The sequence below is a fragment of the Tardiphaga sp. 37S4 genome (assembly GCF_021044645.1).
Taxonomy (GTDB): domain Bacteria; phylum Pseudomonadota; class Alphaproteobacteria; order Rhizobiales; family Xanthobacteraceae; genus Tardiphaga; species Tardiphaga robiniae.
Genome location: NZ_CP088008.1, coordinates 2,329,408 through 2,344,348 on the forward strand (window position 1 = coordinate 2,329,408; position 14,941 = coordinate 2,344,348).

Genomic DNA, 14,941 nt, shown 5'->3' on the forward strand with positions numbered 1-14,941 from the left:
TCGGATCACTTCCTCTCGGACCTTCCAATGATTGCAACTGACCTTCCCACTGGCGTGGATCGTCTTGGCGAGATGATCGCCGAGGCGAGAACCATCGTGCCGTTCACCGGCGCGGGGATCTCGACCGAAACAGGCATTCCCGATTTCCGTTCGCCTGGTGGCTTGTGGACCCGTAACCGGCCAATTCCGTTCGACGAGTTCGTCGCCAGTCAGGATGCGCGCGATGAAGCCTGGCGCCGGCGCTTTGCGATGGAAGAGACATTCGCTGCCGCCAAGCCTGGTCGCGGGCATCGCGCGCTCGCCTCACTCTACAAGGCCGGCAAGATTCCCGCTGTGATCACCCAAAACATCGACAACTTGCATCAAGCGTCCGGCTTCAAGGCTGACGCTGTGATCGAGCTGCACGGCAATACGACCTATGCGCGTTGCATCGGTTGCGCGAGGCGCTATGAGCTCGATTGGGTGAAGAGCAGATTCGATTCCGAAAGACAGGCGCCAGACTGCACGGCATGCGGCGAGCCCGTGAAGGCTGCGACGATCTCATTCGGTCAGGCGATGCCTGAAGATGAGATGCGTCGCGCAGCTGAGCTATCGCAGCGCTGCGATCTGTTTATTGCGATTGGATCGTCGCTCGTCGTGTGGCCCGCAGCGGGATTCCCGATGATGGCGAAACATGCCGGTGCACGTCTTGTCATCATCAACAATGAGGCGACCGAGCAGGACGATCACGCTGACCTTGTCATTCGCCATGATATCGGCGAAACGCTCGGACCATTCGTCGGAAATTGATGCGCATCTGATTCGTTTGAGCGCAAGCTGTTCATAGCTGTCACTGTGTTCGTTTTTTGTCTTTGCTGATCAGGCGACAGTGTTATCTTCGAATCGAAAGATTCGCACCGCGCCATCGTGAATTAGCTTCGATGGGGCATGTGAGATGGCGCTGACAGGGCTGACAGCGCAAATGATAGTGGGATCCGGGGCCATGGGGTCGGACGCATTTGAGTCCAAGCGGTTGGGGGGACTGATTCCCGGAGCGGGTGGTCCGCGACCAGGGAATGAGCTTTCAGGCAACGCAAGCCGCGACGCACTCGACCCCTTTGCGGGTGTCGGCGAAGGCAACGCCGTCGATCTCGTCGAGATCAGCGGTGTTATCAAGTGGTTCGATGCTTCCAAGGGTTATGGCTTCATCATTCCTGACAATGGCGCAGCCGACGTGCTCCTGCATGTGACCGTGCTTCGCCGCGACGGCTACCAGACGGCCTATGAAGGTGCCCGTGTGGTCGTTGAATGCACCCAGCGGTCCAAGGGCTATCAGGCTTTCCGCGTTGTCTCGATGGACGAGTCGACTGCCATCCATCCCGCGCAGATGTTGCCGCCGCGCACTCATGTCAGCGTGACGCCTACCAGTGGCCTTGAGCGGGCGCAGGTGAAGTGGTTCAACCGGCTGCGTGGCTTCGGCTTCCTCAGCTGCGGCGAAGGCACGCCGGATATCTTCGTCCACATGGAAACCCTGCGCCGCTTCGGCATGACCGAGCTGCGTCCCGGCCAGTATGTGCTGGTGCGCTTTGGGCCCGGCTCCAAGGGCATGATGGCTGCCGAGATCCAGCCCGAAGGCGGTACGCCGGGTCTTTCGTCGCACTAAGCCGTCTACGGTTTTCCAAGTTTCTTGCGGGTTTCCTGCCAGCCTTACTGTCCGAGGGCCATCACGCGGCTGTGCATCACGACCGTCTGGCGCTGGCACGCGTCGTCAGGCTAGGGTCGCGCCGCCCGGCGTCCTGACCGGGCTCTTTGCGTGGATTGCCCTTCATGAGTCTGTTTCGCTTCGCCGCCCGCTGCCGCCTCTCGATGCTGGCGGTGATCGCCGCTCTGGCCCTTGTCGGCCCTTACAAGCCAGCCGCAGCCGCCGAATTCCAGCCGCTCGAAATCGTCACCAAGTCAGGTGTGCGGATGTTCTCCGTCGAAATCGCCAAGACCGACGAGGAGCGGGCGACCGGTCTGATGTACCGCAAGGAGCTCGCGGACGGCCGCGGCATGCTGTTCGACTTCACGCCGGAGCAGCAGGTCTCCATGTGGATGAAGAACACCTTCGTTTCGCTCGACATGGTCTTCATTACCGGCGACGGCCGGGTGCTCCGGATCGCGGAGAATACCGAGCCACAATCCCTCAAGATCATTTCATCGGGAGGCCCCGCACGGGCTGTTCTCGAAGTGGTCGCAGGCACCGCCAAAAAATACGGAATCGCGCCGGGAGACCAAGTGGTCCATTCGCTGTTCAAGAAGCGCTAAGTCATTGAATATTATGGGGGATGGTCGGGGCACTAGGATTCGAACCTAGGACCTGCGGTACCCAAAACCGCCGCGCTACCAGGCTGCGCTATACCCCGACGATGCGGTGTCGATACACGCTTAGGCCGGGGGCAGCAAGGCATCTGCCGGCGATTTCTCGCCTGTCCCGCACCATGTTCGACAACGGGTCTATTCTGCGGCTTTCGACGGCGATGCCTGCTGTTCTGACGTTGCGGGAGCTGCCGGCTTCGGCAACGGCTTGTCCTGCTTCTTCGACCACGAGATGTAATAGGCCACGCCGGTCATGATGCCGATGCCGGCGGCGCTGACGAATATTTGCGCCAGCAGCGAGCCCGACGACATCATCAGCTGGAAGTGGCCGACGAAGGACAGGAACACGCCGACGCAGAATACGGCAAGCGACTGCTGGCCGCATTTGATGAGCGGCTGAAACACCGGCCACTCCAGGCCTTTCCATTCCTTCGGCACGAAGCGGGTGACGAAGAAGGCGATGATCACGAAATGCAGCACGCGATAGGGCGCGAGGTTGGTCTTGTCGTTTGGATTGAACGCGTCGAACAACCAGTCCGGCATGATCATGTGGCCGGTGTCCGGGAAGCGACCGGCCATGGTCATGACAAGCGAGAACAAGAGATAGGCGATGCCAAAATACAGCAGCACCTTGGAGCGGATCACCGAGCGTGACTCGAGCGCGCCGCCGAGCGCGAACCAGGCGCCGAACACAAACAGTAATTGCCAGGTGAACGGGTTGAAGTACCAGACGCCGTAGGGATAGGCGGGCAGATTCCAGCCGAACTGGCGTGCCGCGAAATACAGCGCCAGCGACGCCAGCATCGTCAGATCCGGCTTGCGCAGCATCATCCACAGCACCGGCGGGAACAGGCCCATCAGCACAATATAGAGTGGCAGCACGTCGAGATTGAGCGGCTTGAACTTGAGCAGCAGACCTTGCGTCAGCGTCTGGATCGGATTGTCGACCAGACCGGCAACGTTGAACTCGTTGATGATGTCGGGGTCGTTATAGCGCTGCGCCACATAGCCGATGGCGGCGATGTAGATCACGAACAGGATAACGTGGGCGACATAGAGCTGCCAGACCCGCTTGGTGAGGCGCGTAGCGCCGACGATGAAGCCCCGCTCCAGCATCATCTTGGCGTAGACGAAGGACGCCGTGTAGCCGGAGATGAAGACGAACAGGTCGGCCGCGTCGGAGAAGCCATAGTTCCGGGTGGTGACCCAGTTCACCACATTGTCGGGGATGTGATCGAGGTAGATCGCCCAGTTGGCGATACCGCGGAACAGGTCCAGCCGAAGGTCTCGGCCTTTGGGGGGAAGGATGGCGTGAATATCCATGGGTGCCGCTTCAGGAGCCCTTCGTGATGCCGAATTGCGAGATCAGATAGACCGCTTCGTGCCCCGATTGTCACGACGCCGTGGAACGAATATACACAATAACGAAGCCGCCAAACGACGGAATCACGGATCAAATTCGTGACAAATGGATATACCAGCCCCGCCGTTTTCACCAATTTGTCGCAGTGTCGCAGCTGACCAAGGCCGATCCCGAGACGCTAATCCCGAGACGAAGGCCCATCCTTAAAAGGCTATCGCATTCCATGACCGCACGTATCTTCAAAGCCCCCAAGAATGCCATGCAGGCAGGCCTCGCCAAGACCAAGGACTGGCAGCTCGATTATGAGCCGGAGCAGGCGCGGGTGATCGAGCCCCTGATGGGCTGGACGTCGTCCGGTGACATGAAGCAGCAGCTGTCCATCCACTTCGACAGTAAGGAAGAGGCGGTCGCCTACTGCGAACGCGAAGGCATTGCCTATCAGGTGATCGAGCCCAAGGTGCGTGCGCCCCGGACCATCGCCTATGCCGACAATTTTGCGTTCCGCCGCTCGGAGCCATGGTCGCACTGACGACCGGTTTGCGGGCAAATCAGCCCCGGTAACGCTCCAAATCTCACCCTGACCAGCACCGAAAGTTAGGGTTGCGTCCCGCCACGACGGGGTGACACCATCATGGCAGGCCCGTTGCCGGGCCGCCGTGCAAACAAGAAACAGACCCTCCAGGAAACGGAAGCCGATGTCGCTTCGCTCCACGATCGATCCCACCTCGGCCGAGTTCAAACGCAATGTCGATGTGATGAAGGCGCAGGTTGCCGAGCTCAAGGACAAGCTCGGTGCGGTCGCCGGCGGCGGCGGCAAGGCGTCCCGCGCCAAGCACACCGCGCGCGGCAAGATGCTGGCCCGCGAGCGTGTCGATCTGATGATCGATCCCGGCACGGCCTTCCTCGAACTCTCGCCATTGGCCGCCAACGGCCTCTATGGCGGCGATGTCCATTCCGCCAGCGTCATCACTGGCGTCGGCCGAGTGTCAGGCAGGGAGTGCATGATCGTCGCCAATGATGCGACCATCAAGGGCGGCACCTACTATCCGATGACGGTGAAGAAGCATCTGCGCGCGCAGGACATCGCGCGGCAGAACAATCTGCCGTGTATCTACATGGTGGACTCCGGCGGTGCGTTTCTGCCGCAGCAGGACGACATCTTTCCGGATGAGCGCCACTTCGGCCGCATCTTCTACAATCAGGCGCAGATGTCGGCGCAGGGCATTCCGCAGATTGCTGTCGTGATGGGCTCGTGCACCGCCGGCGGCGCCTATATGCCGGCGATGTCCGACGAGAGCATCATCGTGCGCAATCAGGGCACGATCTTCCTCGGCGGTCCGCCGCTGGTGAAGGCCGCAACCGGCGAGGTGGTCACCGCCGAAGAACTTGGCGGCGCGGATGTACATTCGCGGCAGTCTGGCGTCACCGATCACTACGCACAGAACGATGGCCACGCCATCGGCATCGCGCGAAAAATCGTCGCAACGCTGAAGCCACCACAGCGGGCCACACTGAACATGCAGTCGCCGCGCGATCCCCTGTATGCAGCTGAAGAACTCTACGGTGTCATTCCTGCCGACGCGCGCAAGCCGTTCGATATGCACGACATCATCGCGCGCATTGTCGACGGCTCCGAATTCGACGAATTCAAGAAGCTCTACGGCACGACGCTGATCTGCGGCTTCGCGCATATCTGGGGTTTCCCGGTCGGCATCATCGCCAACAACGGAATCCTGTTCAGCGAGAGCTCGCTGAAGGGCGCGCATTTCATCGAGCTCTGCTGCCAGCGCAACATCCCGCTGGTGTTCCTGCAGAACATCACCGGCTTCATGGTCGGCAAGAAATACGAAGCCGGCGGTATTGCGCGCGATGGCGCCAAGCTGGTGACAGCCGTCGCTACGGCCAACGTCCCGAAATTCACCGTGGTTGTCGGCGGCTCCTACGGCGCCGGCAATTACGGCATGTGCGGCCGCGCCTACAGCCCGCGCTTTCTGTGGATGTGGCCCAATGCCCGTATCTCGGTGATGGGCGGCGAGCAGGCAGCGATGGTGCTGAGTCAGCTGCGCCGCGACAATATCGAAGCCAAGGGCGGCACCTGGTCGACCGAAGAGGAGGAAGCGTTTCGCAAGCCGACACGCGACCAGTTCGAGACCCAGGGCAGCCCGTATTACGCAACGGCGCGCCTCTGGGATGATGGCGTGATCGATCCCGCAGATACGCGCCTGGTGCTCGGACTTGGCTTGTCAGCGTCGGCCAATGCGCCGATCGAGCCGACGCGCTTCGGCCTGTTCAGGATGTGATGATGGCCAAAGCCGAAATCTCAAAAGCTTTATATCGCCGCTTTCGCACGCTCCTGATCGCCAATCGCGGCGAGATAGCCTGCCGCGTCATCCGTACCGCGCGGGCCATGGGCTTGCGCACCGTCGCGGTCTATTCCGAGGCAGATGCCAATGCGCTGCATGTCGCGGAAGCCGACGAGGCCGTGTTGATCGGCCCGGCGCGTGCGCGCGACAGCTATCTCAATATCGAGCGCATTCTCGAAGCTGCAAAGAAGACCGGCGCCGAGGCGATCCATCCCGGCTACGGCTTTCTCTCGGAGAGCGCCGAGTTCGCGCAGGCTTGTGCCGATGCCGGCCTGATCTTCGTTGGACCTACTGCGGAGATGATCACTGCGATGGGCTCGAAGTCGGGCTCCAAGGCGTTGATGGAGAAGGCTGGCGTGCCGCTGGTGCCGGGATTCCACGGCGAAGCGCAGGATGACGCGACACTGGCCAAGGCGGCCGACAAGATCGGCTTCCCGGTTCTGGTGAAGGCTTCCGCCGGCGGCGGCGGGCGTGGCATGCGCGTGGTGCGTTCGGCGGCTGAACTGGCTCCGGCCATCGTCAGCGCCAAGCGCGAGGCGAAGGCAGCATTCGGCGACGATCGCATGCTGATCGAGAAGTATGTCGACAATCCCCGCCATATCGAAGTGCAGATCGTCGGCGACAGTCATGGCAATCTGGTCTCGCTGTTCGAGCGCGAATGCACGCTGCAGCGACGGCATCAGAAGGTGATCGAAGAGGCGCCGTCGCCGACGTTGAACGGCGCGCAGCGTGAGGCGGTTTGCGCGGCTGCACGCAAGGCCGCAGGCGCGGTGAACTATGTCGGCGCCGGCACTATCGAATTCGTCTCTGACGGCAAGGACGTGTTCTTCATCGAGATGAACACGCGCCTGCAAGTCGAGCATCCCGTCACCGAACTGATTACGTCGGTTGATCTCGTCGAATGGCAGTTGCGTGTGGCATTCGGCGAAAAGCTGCCGCTGACGCAAAGCGAGATCAAGCTCAACGGCCACGCCATCGAGGCGCGGGTTTACGCCGAGAATCCGCACAAGAATTTCATGCCCTCGGTTGGCAAGATTCGCGCCTGGCGGACGCCCGCTGAGACGAACGGCTTGCGCATCGATGCTGGCTATCGCGAGGGTGACGCGGTGTCGCCGAACTATGACGCCATGCTCGCGAAGGTGATTGCCTGGGCGCCGACGCGCGATGCCGCGATCAACCGGCTCAACCGTGGGCTGGAAGAAACCGATATTCGCGGCATCGTCACCAACACGCCGTTCCTGTCGGCGCTTGTGACGCATCCGGATGTGCGTGCCAACACCATCGACACCGGCTTTATCGAGCGTGAATTAAAAGTGTTGACGCCGAACTCGGCGGCGCCTGGCGATCTCGAACTATGCGCGGCCGTCGCCGCCATCGTCTCGAACGAAGCGCAGGCAGCACGGGCCGCCGGTACCTCGCCCTGGCAGACGGCTGGTTGGATGCCGGTCGGGCGTCGCCAGCGGGTGTTCAAATTCAAGCATGGTTCGGACGAGCAGCGCGTGACGTTGAATTACGGCAGCGGTCCTGCAACGATTTCGATCGGCACTCGCGAACTGGCGTTTGAGACGGCTGCGGCCGATGACGGGCATTTCGATCTGACGCTGGACGGAGCGCGTTCGCACATCGTTTCGGTGATCGAGGGCCACGAACTCTACCTGCGTACGCGTCACGGCCGTTTCGACATGCATTGGGTCGATCCGTTCGGCGGCGACGATGAAGAGCAAGTCGGCGAGGACAAGATCGTTGCGCCGTTGCCCGGCACCGTGGTGGCGCTGCTGGCCGAGGAGGGCGCGACCCTTGAGAAAGGCGCTGCTATCCTGACCTTGGAAGTCATGAAGATGGAGCAGACATTGCGTGCGCCGTTTGCCGGCGTGCTCAAGCGCATCAAGTGCAAGGTCGGCGATATCGTTGGAGAAGGCGTCGAGCTCGCGGAAGTCGAGCCGAGCGCCTGATCTTCTGGAAGACGTGTGAGATTGAAACAAGCATGAGTGATCAGGTTCGTATCGTCGAGGTCGGTCCGCGCGACGGTCTGCAGAATGAAAAGACGCCGGTGTCGGTCGAAGACCGCATCGCCTTCGTGAAGGCGTTGGTCGGGGCTGGCCTGCATACGGTCGAGGTCGGCTCGTTCGTGTCGCCCAAGGCGATCCCCAAAATGATGGGTTCGGATCAGGTATTTCTCGGCGTGCGCGATTTGCCCGGTGAATTCCATGTGCTGGTGCCGAACGAGAAGGGCTATGAGGGCGCGAAGGCGGTCGGCGCGAAAGTCATCGCGGTGTTCGCCTCGGCCTCGGAAGGCTTTTCGCGTGCCAACATCAATTGCTCGGTCGCCGAATCCATCGAGCGCTTCAAGCCGGTGATCGAGCGCGCCAAGGCCGACGGCATCCGCGTGCGGGGTTACGTGTCCTGCGTTCTCGGTTGTCCCTATGATGGCGACGTCGCGCCGCAGGCGGTCGTCGATGTCTCGAAGACACTGTTTGATCTCGGCTGCTACGAAGTCTCACTCGGCGACACGATCGGTGTCGGGACGCCGTCGAAGGCGCGGCAGATGCTGCGCGCCGTTGCTGGCTCGGTTCCCATGCCGAAGCTCGCGATGCACTTCCACGACACTTATGGTCAGGCGCTGGCCAATCTCTATGCCGGGATGGAAGAAGGCTGTCGCGTTGTCGACAGCGCTGCCGGCGGTCTCGGTGGCTGCCCCTATGCGCCCGGTGCGACCGGCAATGTCGGCACCGAAGATGTGGTCTACATGCTGGAAGGCATGGGGGTTGCCACGGGCGTCGATATGAACAAGCTGCTCGCTGCGACCAACACAATCAGCGATCTGATCGGCCGCCCGCCGGTCAGCCGTGTCGCCTCCGCGCTCAACGCGAAGACGCGCTGAGAGCCAGCTGGCGGACGACAGGATAGGTCAGGCCGGGACGTCCAGCGCGAGCTTGAGGAGGTTCGCGGTGAGCGGCGTCTTGGCGACATAGTCCTTCCATGCCGTATCGCGCGCGATATCGCGCCACTTGCCGACGGTCGCAGCGTCGAGCGCGCTGACCTTGGCGCCGGCCTTCTCATAGACCCTGGACACTTCGACATCGTCTTGCTGCGCGCCCGCCTTGCCGAAGGCTTCCATCTCGCCGCCGACCGAGACCAGAATATCCTGGTGTGCTTTTGGCAACTTGTCGAACACAGCCTTGGACATTAGCAGAGGCTCAAGCATGAACCAGTAGGACGCACCCGCGCCGGAGGTCAGATGCTTGGCGACTTCGCTCAGCTTGAATGAGATGAGGCTGGTCGATGAGGTGATGCCGGCATCACAGGCGCCGCTCTTCATTGCTGCGTAAATTTCGTTAGACGGCATTGAGAGCACGCGTGCGCCGGCAGTCTGCAGCATCATGTTCATCTCGCGCGAACCACCGCGTACCGTGAGCCCCTTGGCGTCCTCAGGCACAACGAGCGGGCGTGAGCGGCTAGCCACACCGCCGGCCTGCCATACCCAGGTCAGCAGCATGATGCCCTTGTCGGCGAGAATGTCGCTCAGTGCCTTGCCGATCGGCAGGTTCTTCCAGCGCAAGCCCTGATCGTAGGTCGAGACCAGACCGGGCATCAGGCCGATATTCGCTTCCGGCAATTCATTGCCGGCATAAGGCAAGGGATAAAGGCTGAGATCGAGAGTCCCTTTGCGCATGGCGGAAAATTGCGCATCTGCCTTGATCAGCGACGAATCCGGATAAACCTCGGCAACGAGGTCGCCGCCACTCTGCTTGGCGATGGCGGCGGCGAAAGTCCGGACCAGACGGTCGCGGAAGTCGCCGTTATCGATGGTGCCGCCGGGAAACTGGTGCGAGATCTTCAGTGTAGTCGCTGCCTGCGCCGTATTGATGCCGCAACGGAGGATCGCAGGCACGGCGAGGGCCGATCCAAGGATGTGGCGGCGAGTCAGCATGCGTAACTCCTGAAAGTGTTCGTCTGGTGCCGGGCGGGACAAAATGCGCCCGCGTCCTGTTGCTCCGTCACCGCGCGTCCCTTCGTTTATACAATCCGAACCGGCGGGCAAGTGATGTTGCGTCGCACGCAATGGCTATCGGATGCATCATCAAGACTTTTTTGATGCGACGTAACAAACCGCGACCTCGGTACGTCTGGTTCATAGCGACAGACGTCGCGCTTCAGAAATGGATCCGAGGAAAAACATCATGACCATCTCCACCAGGTTTGCGCTCGGCGTGTCCGCCGCGCTCGTCTCGCTCAGCCTCGCGCTGGCACCTGCCGCCTTCGCTCAAGACAAGATGAGTAAGGATGACGGCATGAAAAAGGACACCATGTCGAAGGGCGACGGTATGAAGAAGGATGCCATGTCTCACGACGGTATGAAGAAGGACGATGGCATGAAGAAAGACGGCATGATGAAGAAGGACGATGGAATGATGAAGAAGTAACGTCTTCACACGCATCGCTGTGACGGGCCCGTCCGCGCGACGGGCTTGTCATGTTGCGCTGCTCGTTGCTGGACCTGAAAACTCGGCATAGCCTCCGCGCACAAGAAAATGCCTGGGAGGCCATGATGAAAAAAGAACGACGCCTCGTCGTTGCGGCGACTTGTCTGATCGCAGCAACACTGTTTCCAAGCGTGACGACATGGAGCGCCACCGATCAGATGGGCTTCGTGCGCATCAATCAGGGCGAGGAAGTCTGGAAGAATCCGTTCGGTGTCGGCGTTGAAGTCGCGACACTTTACGGAGATCCCTCGAAGCAGGGCATCTATGTTCTGCGGATCAAGTGGCCGCCCGGCATCATGAGCAAGCCGCACAAGCATCCGGAAGATCGTCACGTCGTGGTGCTGTCGGGCACCTGGTACACCGGCACGGGCGAAGCCTTCGTGCCCGAAAAGTCGATCCCGATGAAGACCGGCGGCTACATGGTGCATCCCGCCGGTGCGGTGCATTGGGACGGCACACGGGAAGAGGGGGCCGTGATTCAGATCACCGGCTACGGCCCGAGCGGCAACAATTTCGTCAAACCCGACGAGCCGCAATTCGGCAAAACGAACTGACCTCGGACAATCAATTCAGGCAGCGTGCCATCGGATGATGGCACGCTGATCTCGTGCTTATTTACGCTTCTTGCGGGCGGCGTAGCGGGCGTCGCGGGCGGCTTTCTGCTGGGCTTCCAGCGCGGCCTGGGCAAGCGCGGCTTCTTCCTTTTCGCGCGCAGCCTGGGCTACAGCGGCAGCCGCTTCTTCGGCTTCGCGAGCCTTCTGGACGGCCTTCTCAGCGTCGCGGATGGCCTTGGCTTCCGCGCGTGCGACGGCAGCGGCTTCGCGCTCGGCGGCGCGCGCCTTCACGGCAGGATCATCGGGCCCCGGTGCTGCCTTGAATTTGTTCAGAATGTTCTTCTTGGCTTCGATCGCAGCCTTCTGGCGATCCGCGAAGCTGGGTTCCTTAAATGACATGAACGAGGCCTTGTCGCTTTCTTCGGTTTGGGGTGGGTCATTGTCGGGTGCGGCAGCCGGGCAAACACCCAGGCAATGGCCGAAACTCCGCTGCGGTTTACAGCCGACAGCGCGGCAACGCATCAACTATCTGCGATTTACGGCAATCTTACGCATGATTTGCCGGCAAGGAGGCCTGCGCGAGGCTGGGGCGGAACTTGCGCCGGGGTGATCCGCGTATATCCGCAAATCCCGGGAATCGGGCATGTTTTGGTCATCCGGCGATTTGGAGCGCGCGGAGCAAGCCGCCTGTGCGGCGCGAGGACCGATATGGATGCCCAGAAGACAGCCGTCGATGCCGTGGTCATTCTGACCGGCTGTGATCGCGACATGGTGACCCACTTCATTCGCGGCCTGTATCTGGCGGGCGTTCGCGACCCCAAGCGACTGACTTTCAAAGGGCTGCAATTCGCAGCAGAAGCAGGCCCTTAGCAACATTTGTAGCCAAAATGGCCATGTTGCGGCTTTGCAGCGGCCGTGCTGCTGCCTTGAACCTGCGGTGCCCTCCGGCTGACTGATCAGGAACTTTCCGCGAAATGCGGAGTTCCTGTCGCCATCGGGAGTTATCCATGCAAGCAGCCATCGATCGCGTCATCCGCTCGTTCAGCTTCAAACATCCGGCCTCGCTCGCAGAGCCGATGTCCGACAGTCGCTCGATTCAGGCAAGCGATGAGGCGACAGAGTTGGCGACCCGGTTGCTTGAAAATTACAAGGGTCAGCTGGCCCGACGCAGCTCGAAGCCTGACTGAGGACCGATTCAAGCATCCTCATTGAGCGATTTCCATGGATCGCGGCTTCGGGATTCGGCATTGCCAGGACTTGCGTTGCGGTGCGATGACGGGGCATGACTGCGCCGCTCGCAGACCCAACCATCCAGGAGACATGATGCGAAACTCCCAGCGTGCCGTCAGAGCCACGGCCGTCGCGCTCAGTGCGGCCATGATCGTGGCCGTGTCCGACGTCTCCCTTTCTTCCGCCATGGCGCAAGCGCCTCAAAAACAAGCGCCGCAGAAAATGGCGCCAGCCGCAGGAAAAACCATGACCACAGCTTCAGGCCTCCAGATCGAAGACACCGCCGTTGGCACCGGCGCAACGCCGGCCAAGGGACAGACCTGCGTGATGCATTACACCGGCTGGCTCTATGAGAACGGCGTCAAGGGCAAGAAATTCGACTCGTCGGTCGATCGCAACGAGCCGTTCGAATTCCCGATCGGCATGTCGCGTGTCATCAAGGGCTGGGACGAAGGCGTCGCCACCATGAAGGTCGGCGGCAAGCGCACGCTGATCATTCCGCCGGATCTCGGCTATGGCGCGCGTGGTGCTGGCGGCGTGATCCCGCCAAATGCGACGTTGATCTTCGACGTCGAACTGCTCGGCGTCAAATAAGCCCGATCAAACGAACCTATGCCTGCGCGATCCTGCGCAGCAATGTCCGTGACGCTTCCTCGCCGGCATAGATGTCGGCGAGGGGCGCTGCCTTCGCGATGAAGGGGGCCTTGTCCGGCTTGACGAATGTCACGCCCATCGCCTCGACCTGCAGGCGCGTTTGCGCCTCGAATGCGGTCCACAGCTTGTTCATGTGATGATACGACAGGGCGGCGGCTTCGCGGATGATCTCCCGCTGTTTCGGCGTCATGCTGTTGAGCCGGCCGGCGCCTACCAGCAGCACGTCCGGAATCATGGTGTGTTCGTCGAACGAGTAGTGGGTTGCGACTTCGGCATGCTTGCCGACAATCAGCGCAGCCACGCTGTTCTCTGCACCATCGACCAATCCCGACTTCAGCGCGACATAGACATTGCTCCATGACAGTTCGATGCCTTCGGCGCCGAACAGCTGCATCAGCTTGACCATGGTCTCCGATGGTTGGATGCGGATCTTCATGCCCTTGAGATCGTCGGGATGAAGGATCGGTTTCCGCCCATAGAAGCTGCGCGCGCCGGCGTCGTAAAAGGTCAGGCCGGTGAGGCCGGCCGAAGTGGTCGAGGCCAGAATGTCGTTGCCAACCTCGTTGCTCGTTACTTTCAGCCAGTGCGCGCGATCGCGGAACGTGAAAGGCAGGTTGAGAACCTTGTAGGCCGGATGGACGCGTTCGAGCACGCTGGCGCTGACTTTCAGAAAATCCAGCTTGCCGGCCTGTACCTGCGACAGCAGGTCGACTTCCTGACCGAGCTGCCCGTCCGCAAACAGCGCGATGTCGAGTTCGCCCTGCGAACGCTCACGCGCCAGGTCGGCAAAGTGCTGCATGGCCGGGTGGACGGGATGGGTGGTCGGCAGGCTATGGGCGAGGCGCATCTTCAGCGGCTCGGCGCGCAGGACTGCAGGGCAGGCGATCGCCATTCCCGCAGTCAGCAAAAGTCGGCGCCGAGAAAGCATTGTCTGCCCCGTGTCCTGGCTGGAATCTGATGCAAGCGTCGGCGCGCCCCCTGCGCCGGACGCCATGTTACGTCGGAACCGGAGAAGTTTAAAGTCTGCCGCCAGCTACTTTGGGGCGATTGGCCTGGAGCAGGGCGACATAGCGGTTCTTGGCATCGGGCGCGACGGCACCGCGGCTGGCGAGATGATGCACACAGTTCAGCGCCAGATCGAACGAGCCGTAGCAATGATGCGCGATCAGCGCGAGGTGCTTGAGCTGCTCGCTATCCATCGCCTCGGCCTGGATGAAATCCCGGACATAGACGACGTCGGCCTCGACGAGTTGATTAATGGCAGCAGCAGGGTTGGGGCCCATCATCGGCGCGATCATCTTCTTGTTGATGGCCGCGAACATGTGCGGAATGAAGCCGAGGCTGCGCAGTTCGAGATCGATGTCGCCGAACACCGGCTGCTTCTCATAGAGCGGCACGAAGGAGACTTCGGTCTGAATGGCGACGGCCTTTGCCAGTTTGCTGCGACCGTTCCTGAACACCGACAGTTCGCCACCCTGAATGTCGATCTTCAAGAGATCGATGTGGTCGATCTCGGCGATATCATCGAGCCGCCGTGTATCGAGCGGGAGCCTGTCGACGACACGTCCGAGCTCGGTAAAATTCGGAAAGTGCGTGAGTGTTTTCGGCTCAGGCTGCAGCAGGCTGGCAAAGCCGATGCCGCGGCAGATGTTCAGCGTATGGCTGCCGCCATCGCCGACGGCATAAGGAAGATAGGTCTCAAACGCGCCCTTGTGTGCCTGCAGTTGCGCCAATGCCTGCGGATGCGGATCGAAACCGGTAACGCGGCAAAGTCTGCTTTGCAGCATCGGCTTATAGGGCGGATCGCCATCGATGGGATTGGCGCCAATGTCGACGACATCGGTCAGCTGTGCTGGCTGGAGCAGCGCGGATAAACCATCATCGTTGCGTCGAATCGCGCCGTGCCGCATGCGTACCTTTCCTGCGAATGGTGCGACAATGCTTGCTTCAGTGGGC

Annotated in this window: 17 protein-coding genes and 1 tRNA gene; 12 read left to right on the top strand and 6 right to left on the bottom strand. The window is 61.1% G+C overall.

Going from position 1 to position 14,941, the window contains the following annotated elements:
* Positions 1 to 27: 27 nt before the first annotated feature.
* The 3 genes from LPB73_RS11400 to LPB73_RS11410 all read left to right on the top strand — a co-directional run bounded on the left by LPB73_RS11400 (position 28) and on the right by LPB73_RS11410 (position 2,286).
* Complete coding sequence (locus tag LPB73_RS11400) at positions 28 to 789, top strand: SIR2 family NAD-dependent protein deacylase (protein ID WP_231080631.1); 762 nt, start codon at positions 28 to 30, stop codon at positions 787 to 789.
* Between the two features lie 193 nt (positions 790 to 982).
* Entirely contained in the window at positions 983 to 1,642 is a 660-nt protein-coding gene (locus LPB73_RS11405) for a cold-shock protein (protein WP_170849667.1), read from the top strand.
* A gap of 164 nt (positions 1,643 to 1,806) precedes the next feature.
* Positions 1,807 to 2,286 carry a DUF192 domain-containing protein gene (locus tag LPB73_RS11410; protein ID WP_414716885.1) on the top strand — a complete coding sequence of 160 codons (480 nt, stop codon included), beginning with the start codon at positions 1,807 to 1,809 and terminating at the stop codon, positions 2,284 to 2,286.
* A gap of 21 nt (positions 2,287 to 2,307) precedes the next feature.
* On the opposite strand, the gene LPB73_RS11415 is transcribed toward LPB73_RS11410, so the two are convergent.
* Together LPB73_RS11415 and LPB73_RS11420 are read right to left on the bottom strand one after the other, a co-directional pair.
* A tRNA-Pro gene (locus tag LPB73_RS11415) sits at positions 2,308 to 2,384 on the bottom strand.
* A gap of 91 nt (positions 2,385 to 2,475) precedes the next feature.
* Positions 2,476 to 3,660, bottom strand: a complete 1,185-nt coding sequence (locus LPB73_RS11420) for an OpgC domain-containing protein (RefSeq protein ID WP_093758518.1) — start codon at positions 3,658 to 3,660, stop codon at positions 2,476 to 2,478.
* Between the two features lie 263 nt (positions 3,661 to 3,923).
* Here LPB73_RS11420 and LPB73_RS11425 point away from each other — a divergent pair, with 263 nt between their 5' ends.
* The 4 genes from LPB73_RS11425 to LPB73_RS11440 all read left to right on the top strand — a co-directional run bounded on the left by LPB73_RS11425 (position 3,924) and on the right by LPB73_RS11440 (position 8,944).
* Positions 3,924 to 4,229, top strand: coding sequence for an ETC complex I subunit (locus LPB73_RS11425; protein WP_089264254.1), 306 nt, complete (start codon positions 3,924 to 3,926; stop codon positions 4,227 to 4,229).
* 166 nt (positions 4,230 to 4,395) lie between these two features.
* Positions 4,396 to 6,000 (top strand): carboxyl transferase domain-containing protein, encoded by a 1,605-nt coding sequence (locus LPB73_RS11430; RefSeq protein ID WP_120289612.1) that lies wholly within the window; start codon positions 4,396 to 4,398, stop codon positions 5,998 to 6,000.
* A 2-nt stretch (positions 6,001 to 6,002) separates the two neighbouring features.
* Entirely contained in the window at positions 6,003 to 8,015 is a 2,013-nt protein-coding gene (locus LPB73_RS11435; protein ID WP_231080632.1) for an acetyl/propionyl/methylcrotonyl-CoA carboxylase subunit alpha, read from the top strand.
* A gap of 32 nt (positions 8,016 to 8,047) precedes the next feature.
* Complete coding sequence (locus tag LPB73_RS11440; protein WP_231080633.1) at positions 8,048 to 8,944, top strand: hydroxymethylglutaryl-CoA lyase; 897 nt, start codon at positions 8,048 to 8,050, stop codon at positions 8,942 to 8,944.
* A gap of 27 nt (positions 8,945 to 8,971) precedes the next feature.
* Here LPB73_RS11440 and dctP read toward each other — a convergent pair whose 3' ends face one another.
* Positions 8,972 to 9,994, bottom strand: a complete 1,023-nt coding sequence (dctP, locus tag LPB73_RS11445) for a TRAP transporter substrate-binding protein DctP (protein ID WP_231080634.1) — start codon at positions 9,992 to 9,994, stop codon at positions 8,972 to 8,974.
* Positions 9,995 to 10,244: 250 nt separating this feature from the next.
* On the opposite strand from dctP, the gene LPB73_RS11450 reads away from it, so the two are divergent.
* A complete protein-coding gene (locus LPB73_RS11450) occupies positions 10,245 to 10,487 on the top strand; it encodes a pentapeptide MXKDX repeat protein (RefSeq protein WP_120290317.1) in 243 nt (80 codons plus the stop codon).
* A gap of 125 nt (positions 10,488 to 10,612) precedes the next feature.
* Positions 10,613 to 11,101: a cupin domain-containing protein gene (locus LPB73_RS11455; RefSeq protein WP_147421638.1), complete on the top strand. Its 489-nt coding sequence runs from the start codon at positions 10,613 to 10,615 to the stop codon at positions 11,099 to 11,101.
* Between the two features lie 57 nt (positions 11,102 to 11,158).
* Here the strand turns inward: LPB73_RS11455 and LPB73_RS11460 are convergent, their stop codons facing one another.
* On the bottom strand, positions 11,159 to 11,500 hold the full coding sequence (locus tag LPB73_RS11460) for a DUF6481 family protein (protein ID WP_089264260.1): 342 nt from the start codon (positions 11,498 to 11,500) through the stop codon (positions 11,159 to 11,161).
* 309 nt (positions 11,501 to 11,809) lie between these two features.
* Between LPB73_RS11460 and LPB73_RS11465 the strand changes: the two genes are divergently transcribed.
* The 3 genes from LPB73_RS11465 to LPB73_RS11475 all read left to right on the top strand — a co-directional run bounded on the left by LPB73_RS11465 (position 11,810) and on the right by LPB73_RS11475 (position 12,925).
* Complete coding sequence (locus tag LPB73_RS11465) at positions 11,810 to 11,971, top strand: hypothetical protein (protein ID WP_231080635.1); 162 nt, start codon at positions 11,810 to 11,812, stop codon at positions 11,969 to 11,971.
* Positions 11,972 to 12,108: 137 nt separating this feature from the next.
* The gene (locus LPB73_RS11470) at positions 12,109 to 12,288 is read left to right on the top strand and encodes a hypothetical protein (RefSeq protein WP_089264262.1); all 180 of its coding nucleotides are present in this window, start codon (positions 12,109 to 12,111) and stop codon (positions 12,286 to 12,288) included.
* 136 nt (positions 12,289 to 12,424) lie between these two features.
* Complete coding sequence (locus LPB73_RS11475; protein WP_231080636.1) at positions 12,425 to 12,925, top strand: FKBP-type peptidyl-prolyl cis-trans isomerase; 501 nt, start codon at positions 12,425 to 12,427, stop codon at positions 12,923 to 12,925.
* A 16-nt stretch (positions 12,926 to 12,941) separates the two neighbouring features.
* Here LPB73_RS11475 and LPB73_RS11480 read toward each other — a convergent pair whose 3' ends face one another.
* Together LPB73_RS11480 and LPB73_RS11485 are read right to left on the bottom strand one after the other, a co-directional pair.
* Positions 12,942 to 13,877: a TRAP transporter substrate-binding protein gene (locus tag LPB73_RS11480; protein WP_231080637.1), complete on the bottom strand. Its 936-nt coding sequence runs from the start codon at positions 13,875 to 13,877 to the stop codon at positions 12,942 to 12,944.
* Positions 13,878 to 14,001: 124 nt separating this feature from the next.
* Complete coding sequence (locus tag LPB73_RS11485; protein ID WP_231080638.1) at positions 14,002 to 14,895, bottom strand: FkbM family methyltransferase; 894 nt, start codon at positions 14,893 to 14,895, stop codon at positions 14,002 to 14,004.
* Between the last annotated feature and the right edge of the window lie 46 nt (positions 14,896 to 14,941).

What these genes read in the sequence shown, in the direction of transcription:
- LPB73_RS11410 (WP_414716885.1), top strand. Translation starts at nt 1,807, where the DNA reads ATGAGTCTGTTTCGCTTCGCCGCCCGCTGCCGCCTCTCGATGCTGGCG.
- LPB73_RS11450 (WP_120290317.1), top strand. Translation starts at nt 10,245, where the DNA reads ATGACCATCTCCACCAGGTTTGCGCTCGGCGTGTCCGCCGCGCTCGTC.
- LPB73_RS11470 (WP_089264262.1), top strand. Translation starts at nt 12,109, where the DNA reads ATGCAAGCAGCCATCGATCGCGTCATCCGCTCGTTCAGCTTCAAACAT.
- LPB73_RS11405 (WP_170849667.1), top strand. Translation starts at nt 983, where the DNA reads ATGGGGTCGGACGCATTTGAGTCCAAGCGGTTGGGGGGACTGATTCCC.
- LPB73_RS11435 (WP_231080632.1), top strand. Translation starts at nt 6,003, where the DNA reads ATGGCCAAAGCCGAAATCTCAAAAGCTTTATATCGCCGCTTTCGCACG.
- LPB73_RS11420 (WP_093758518.1), bottom strand. Translation starts at nt 3,660, where the DNA reads ATGGATATTCACGCCATCCTTCCCCCCAAAGGCCGAGACCTTCGGCTG.
- LPB73_RS11465 (WP_231080635.1), top strand. Translation starts at nt 11,810, where the DNA reads ATGGATGCCCAGAAGACAGCCGTCGATGCCGTGGTCATTCTGACCGGC.
- LPB73_RS11400 (WP_231080631.1), top strand. Translation starts at nt 28, where the DNA reads ATGATTGCAACTGACCTTCCCACTGGCGTGGATCGTCTTGGCGAGATG.
- LPB73_RS11430 (WP_120289612.1), top strand. Translation starts at nt 4,396, where the DNA reads ATGTCGCTTCGCTCCACGATCGATCCCACCTCGGCCGAGTTCAAACGC.
- LPB73_RS11460 (WP_089264260.1), bottom strand. Translation starts at nt 11,500, where the DNA reads ATGTCATTTAAGGAACCCAGCTTCGCGGATCGCCAGAAGGCTGCGATC.
- LPB73_RS11480 (WP_231080637.1), bottom strand. Translation starts at nt 13,877, where the DNA reads ATGGCGATCGCCTGCCCTGCAGTCCTGCGCGCCGAGCCGCTGAAGATG.
- LPB73_RS11440 (WP_231080633.1), top strand. Translation starts at nt 8,048, where the DNA reads ATGAGTGATCAGGTTCGTATCGTCGAGGTCGGTCCGCGCGACGGTCTG.
- LPB73_RS11475 (WP_231080636.1), top strand. Translation starts at nt 12,425, where the DNA reads ATGCGAAACTCCCAGCGTGCCGTCAGAGCCACGGCCGTCGCGCTCAGT.
- LPB73_RS11425 (WP_089264254.1), top strand. Translation starts at nt 3,924, where the DNA reads ATGACCGCACGTATCTTCAAAGCCCCCAAGAATGCCATGCAGGCAGGC.
- LPB73_RS11455 (WP_147421638.1), top strand. Translation starts at nt 10,613, where the DNA reads ATGAAAAAAGAACGACGCCTCGTCGTTGCGGCGACTTGTCTGATCGCA.
- LPB73_RS11485 (WP_231080638.1), bottom strand. Translation starts at nt 14,895, where the DNA reads ATGCGGCACGGCGCGATTCGACGCAACGATGATGGTTTATCCGCGCTG.
- dctP (WP_231080634.1), bottom strand. Translation starts at nt 9,994, where the DNA reads ATGCTGACTCGCCGCCACATCCTTGGATCGGCCCTCGCCGTGCCTGCG.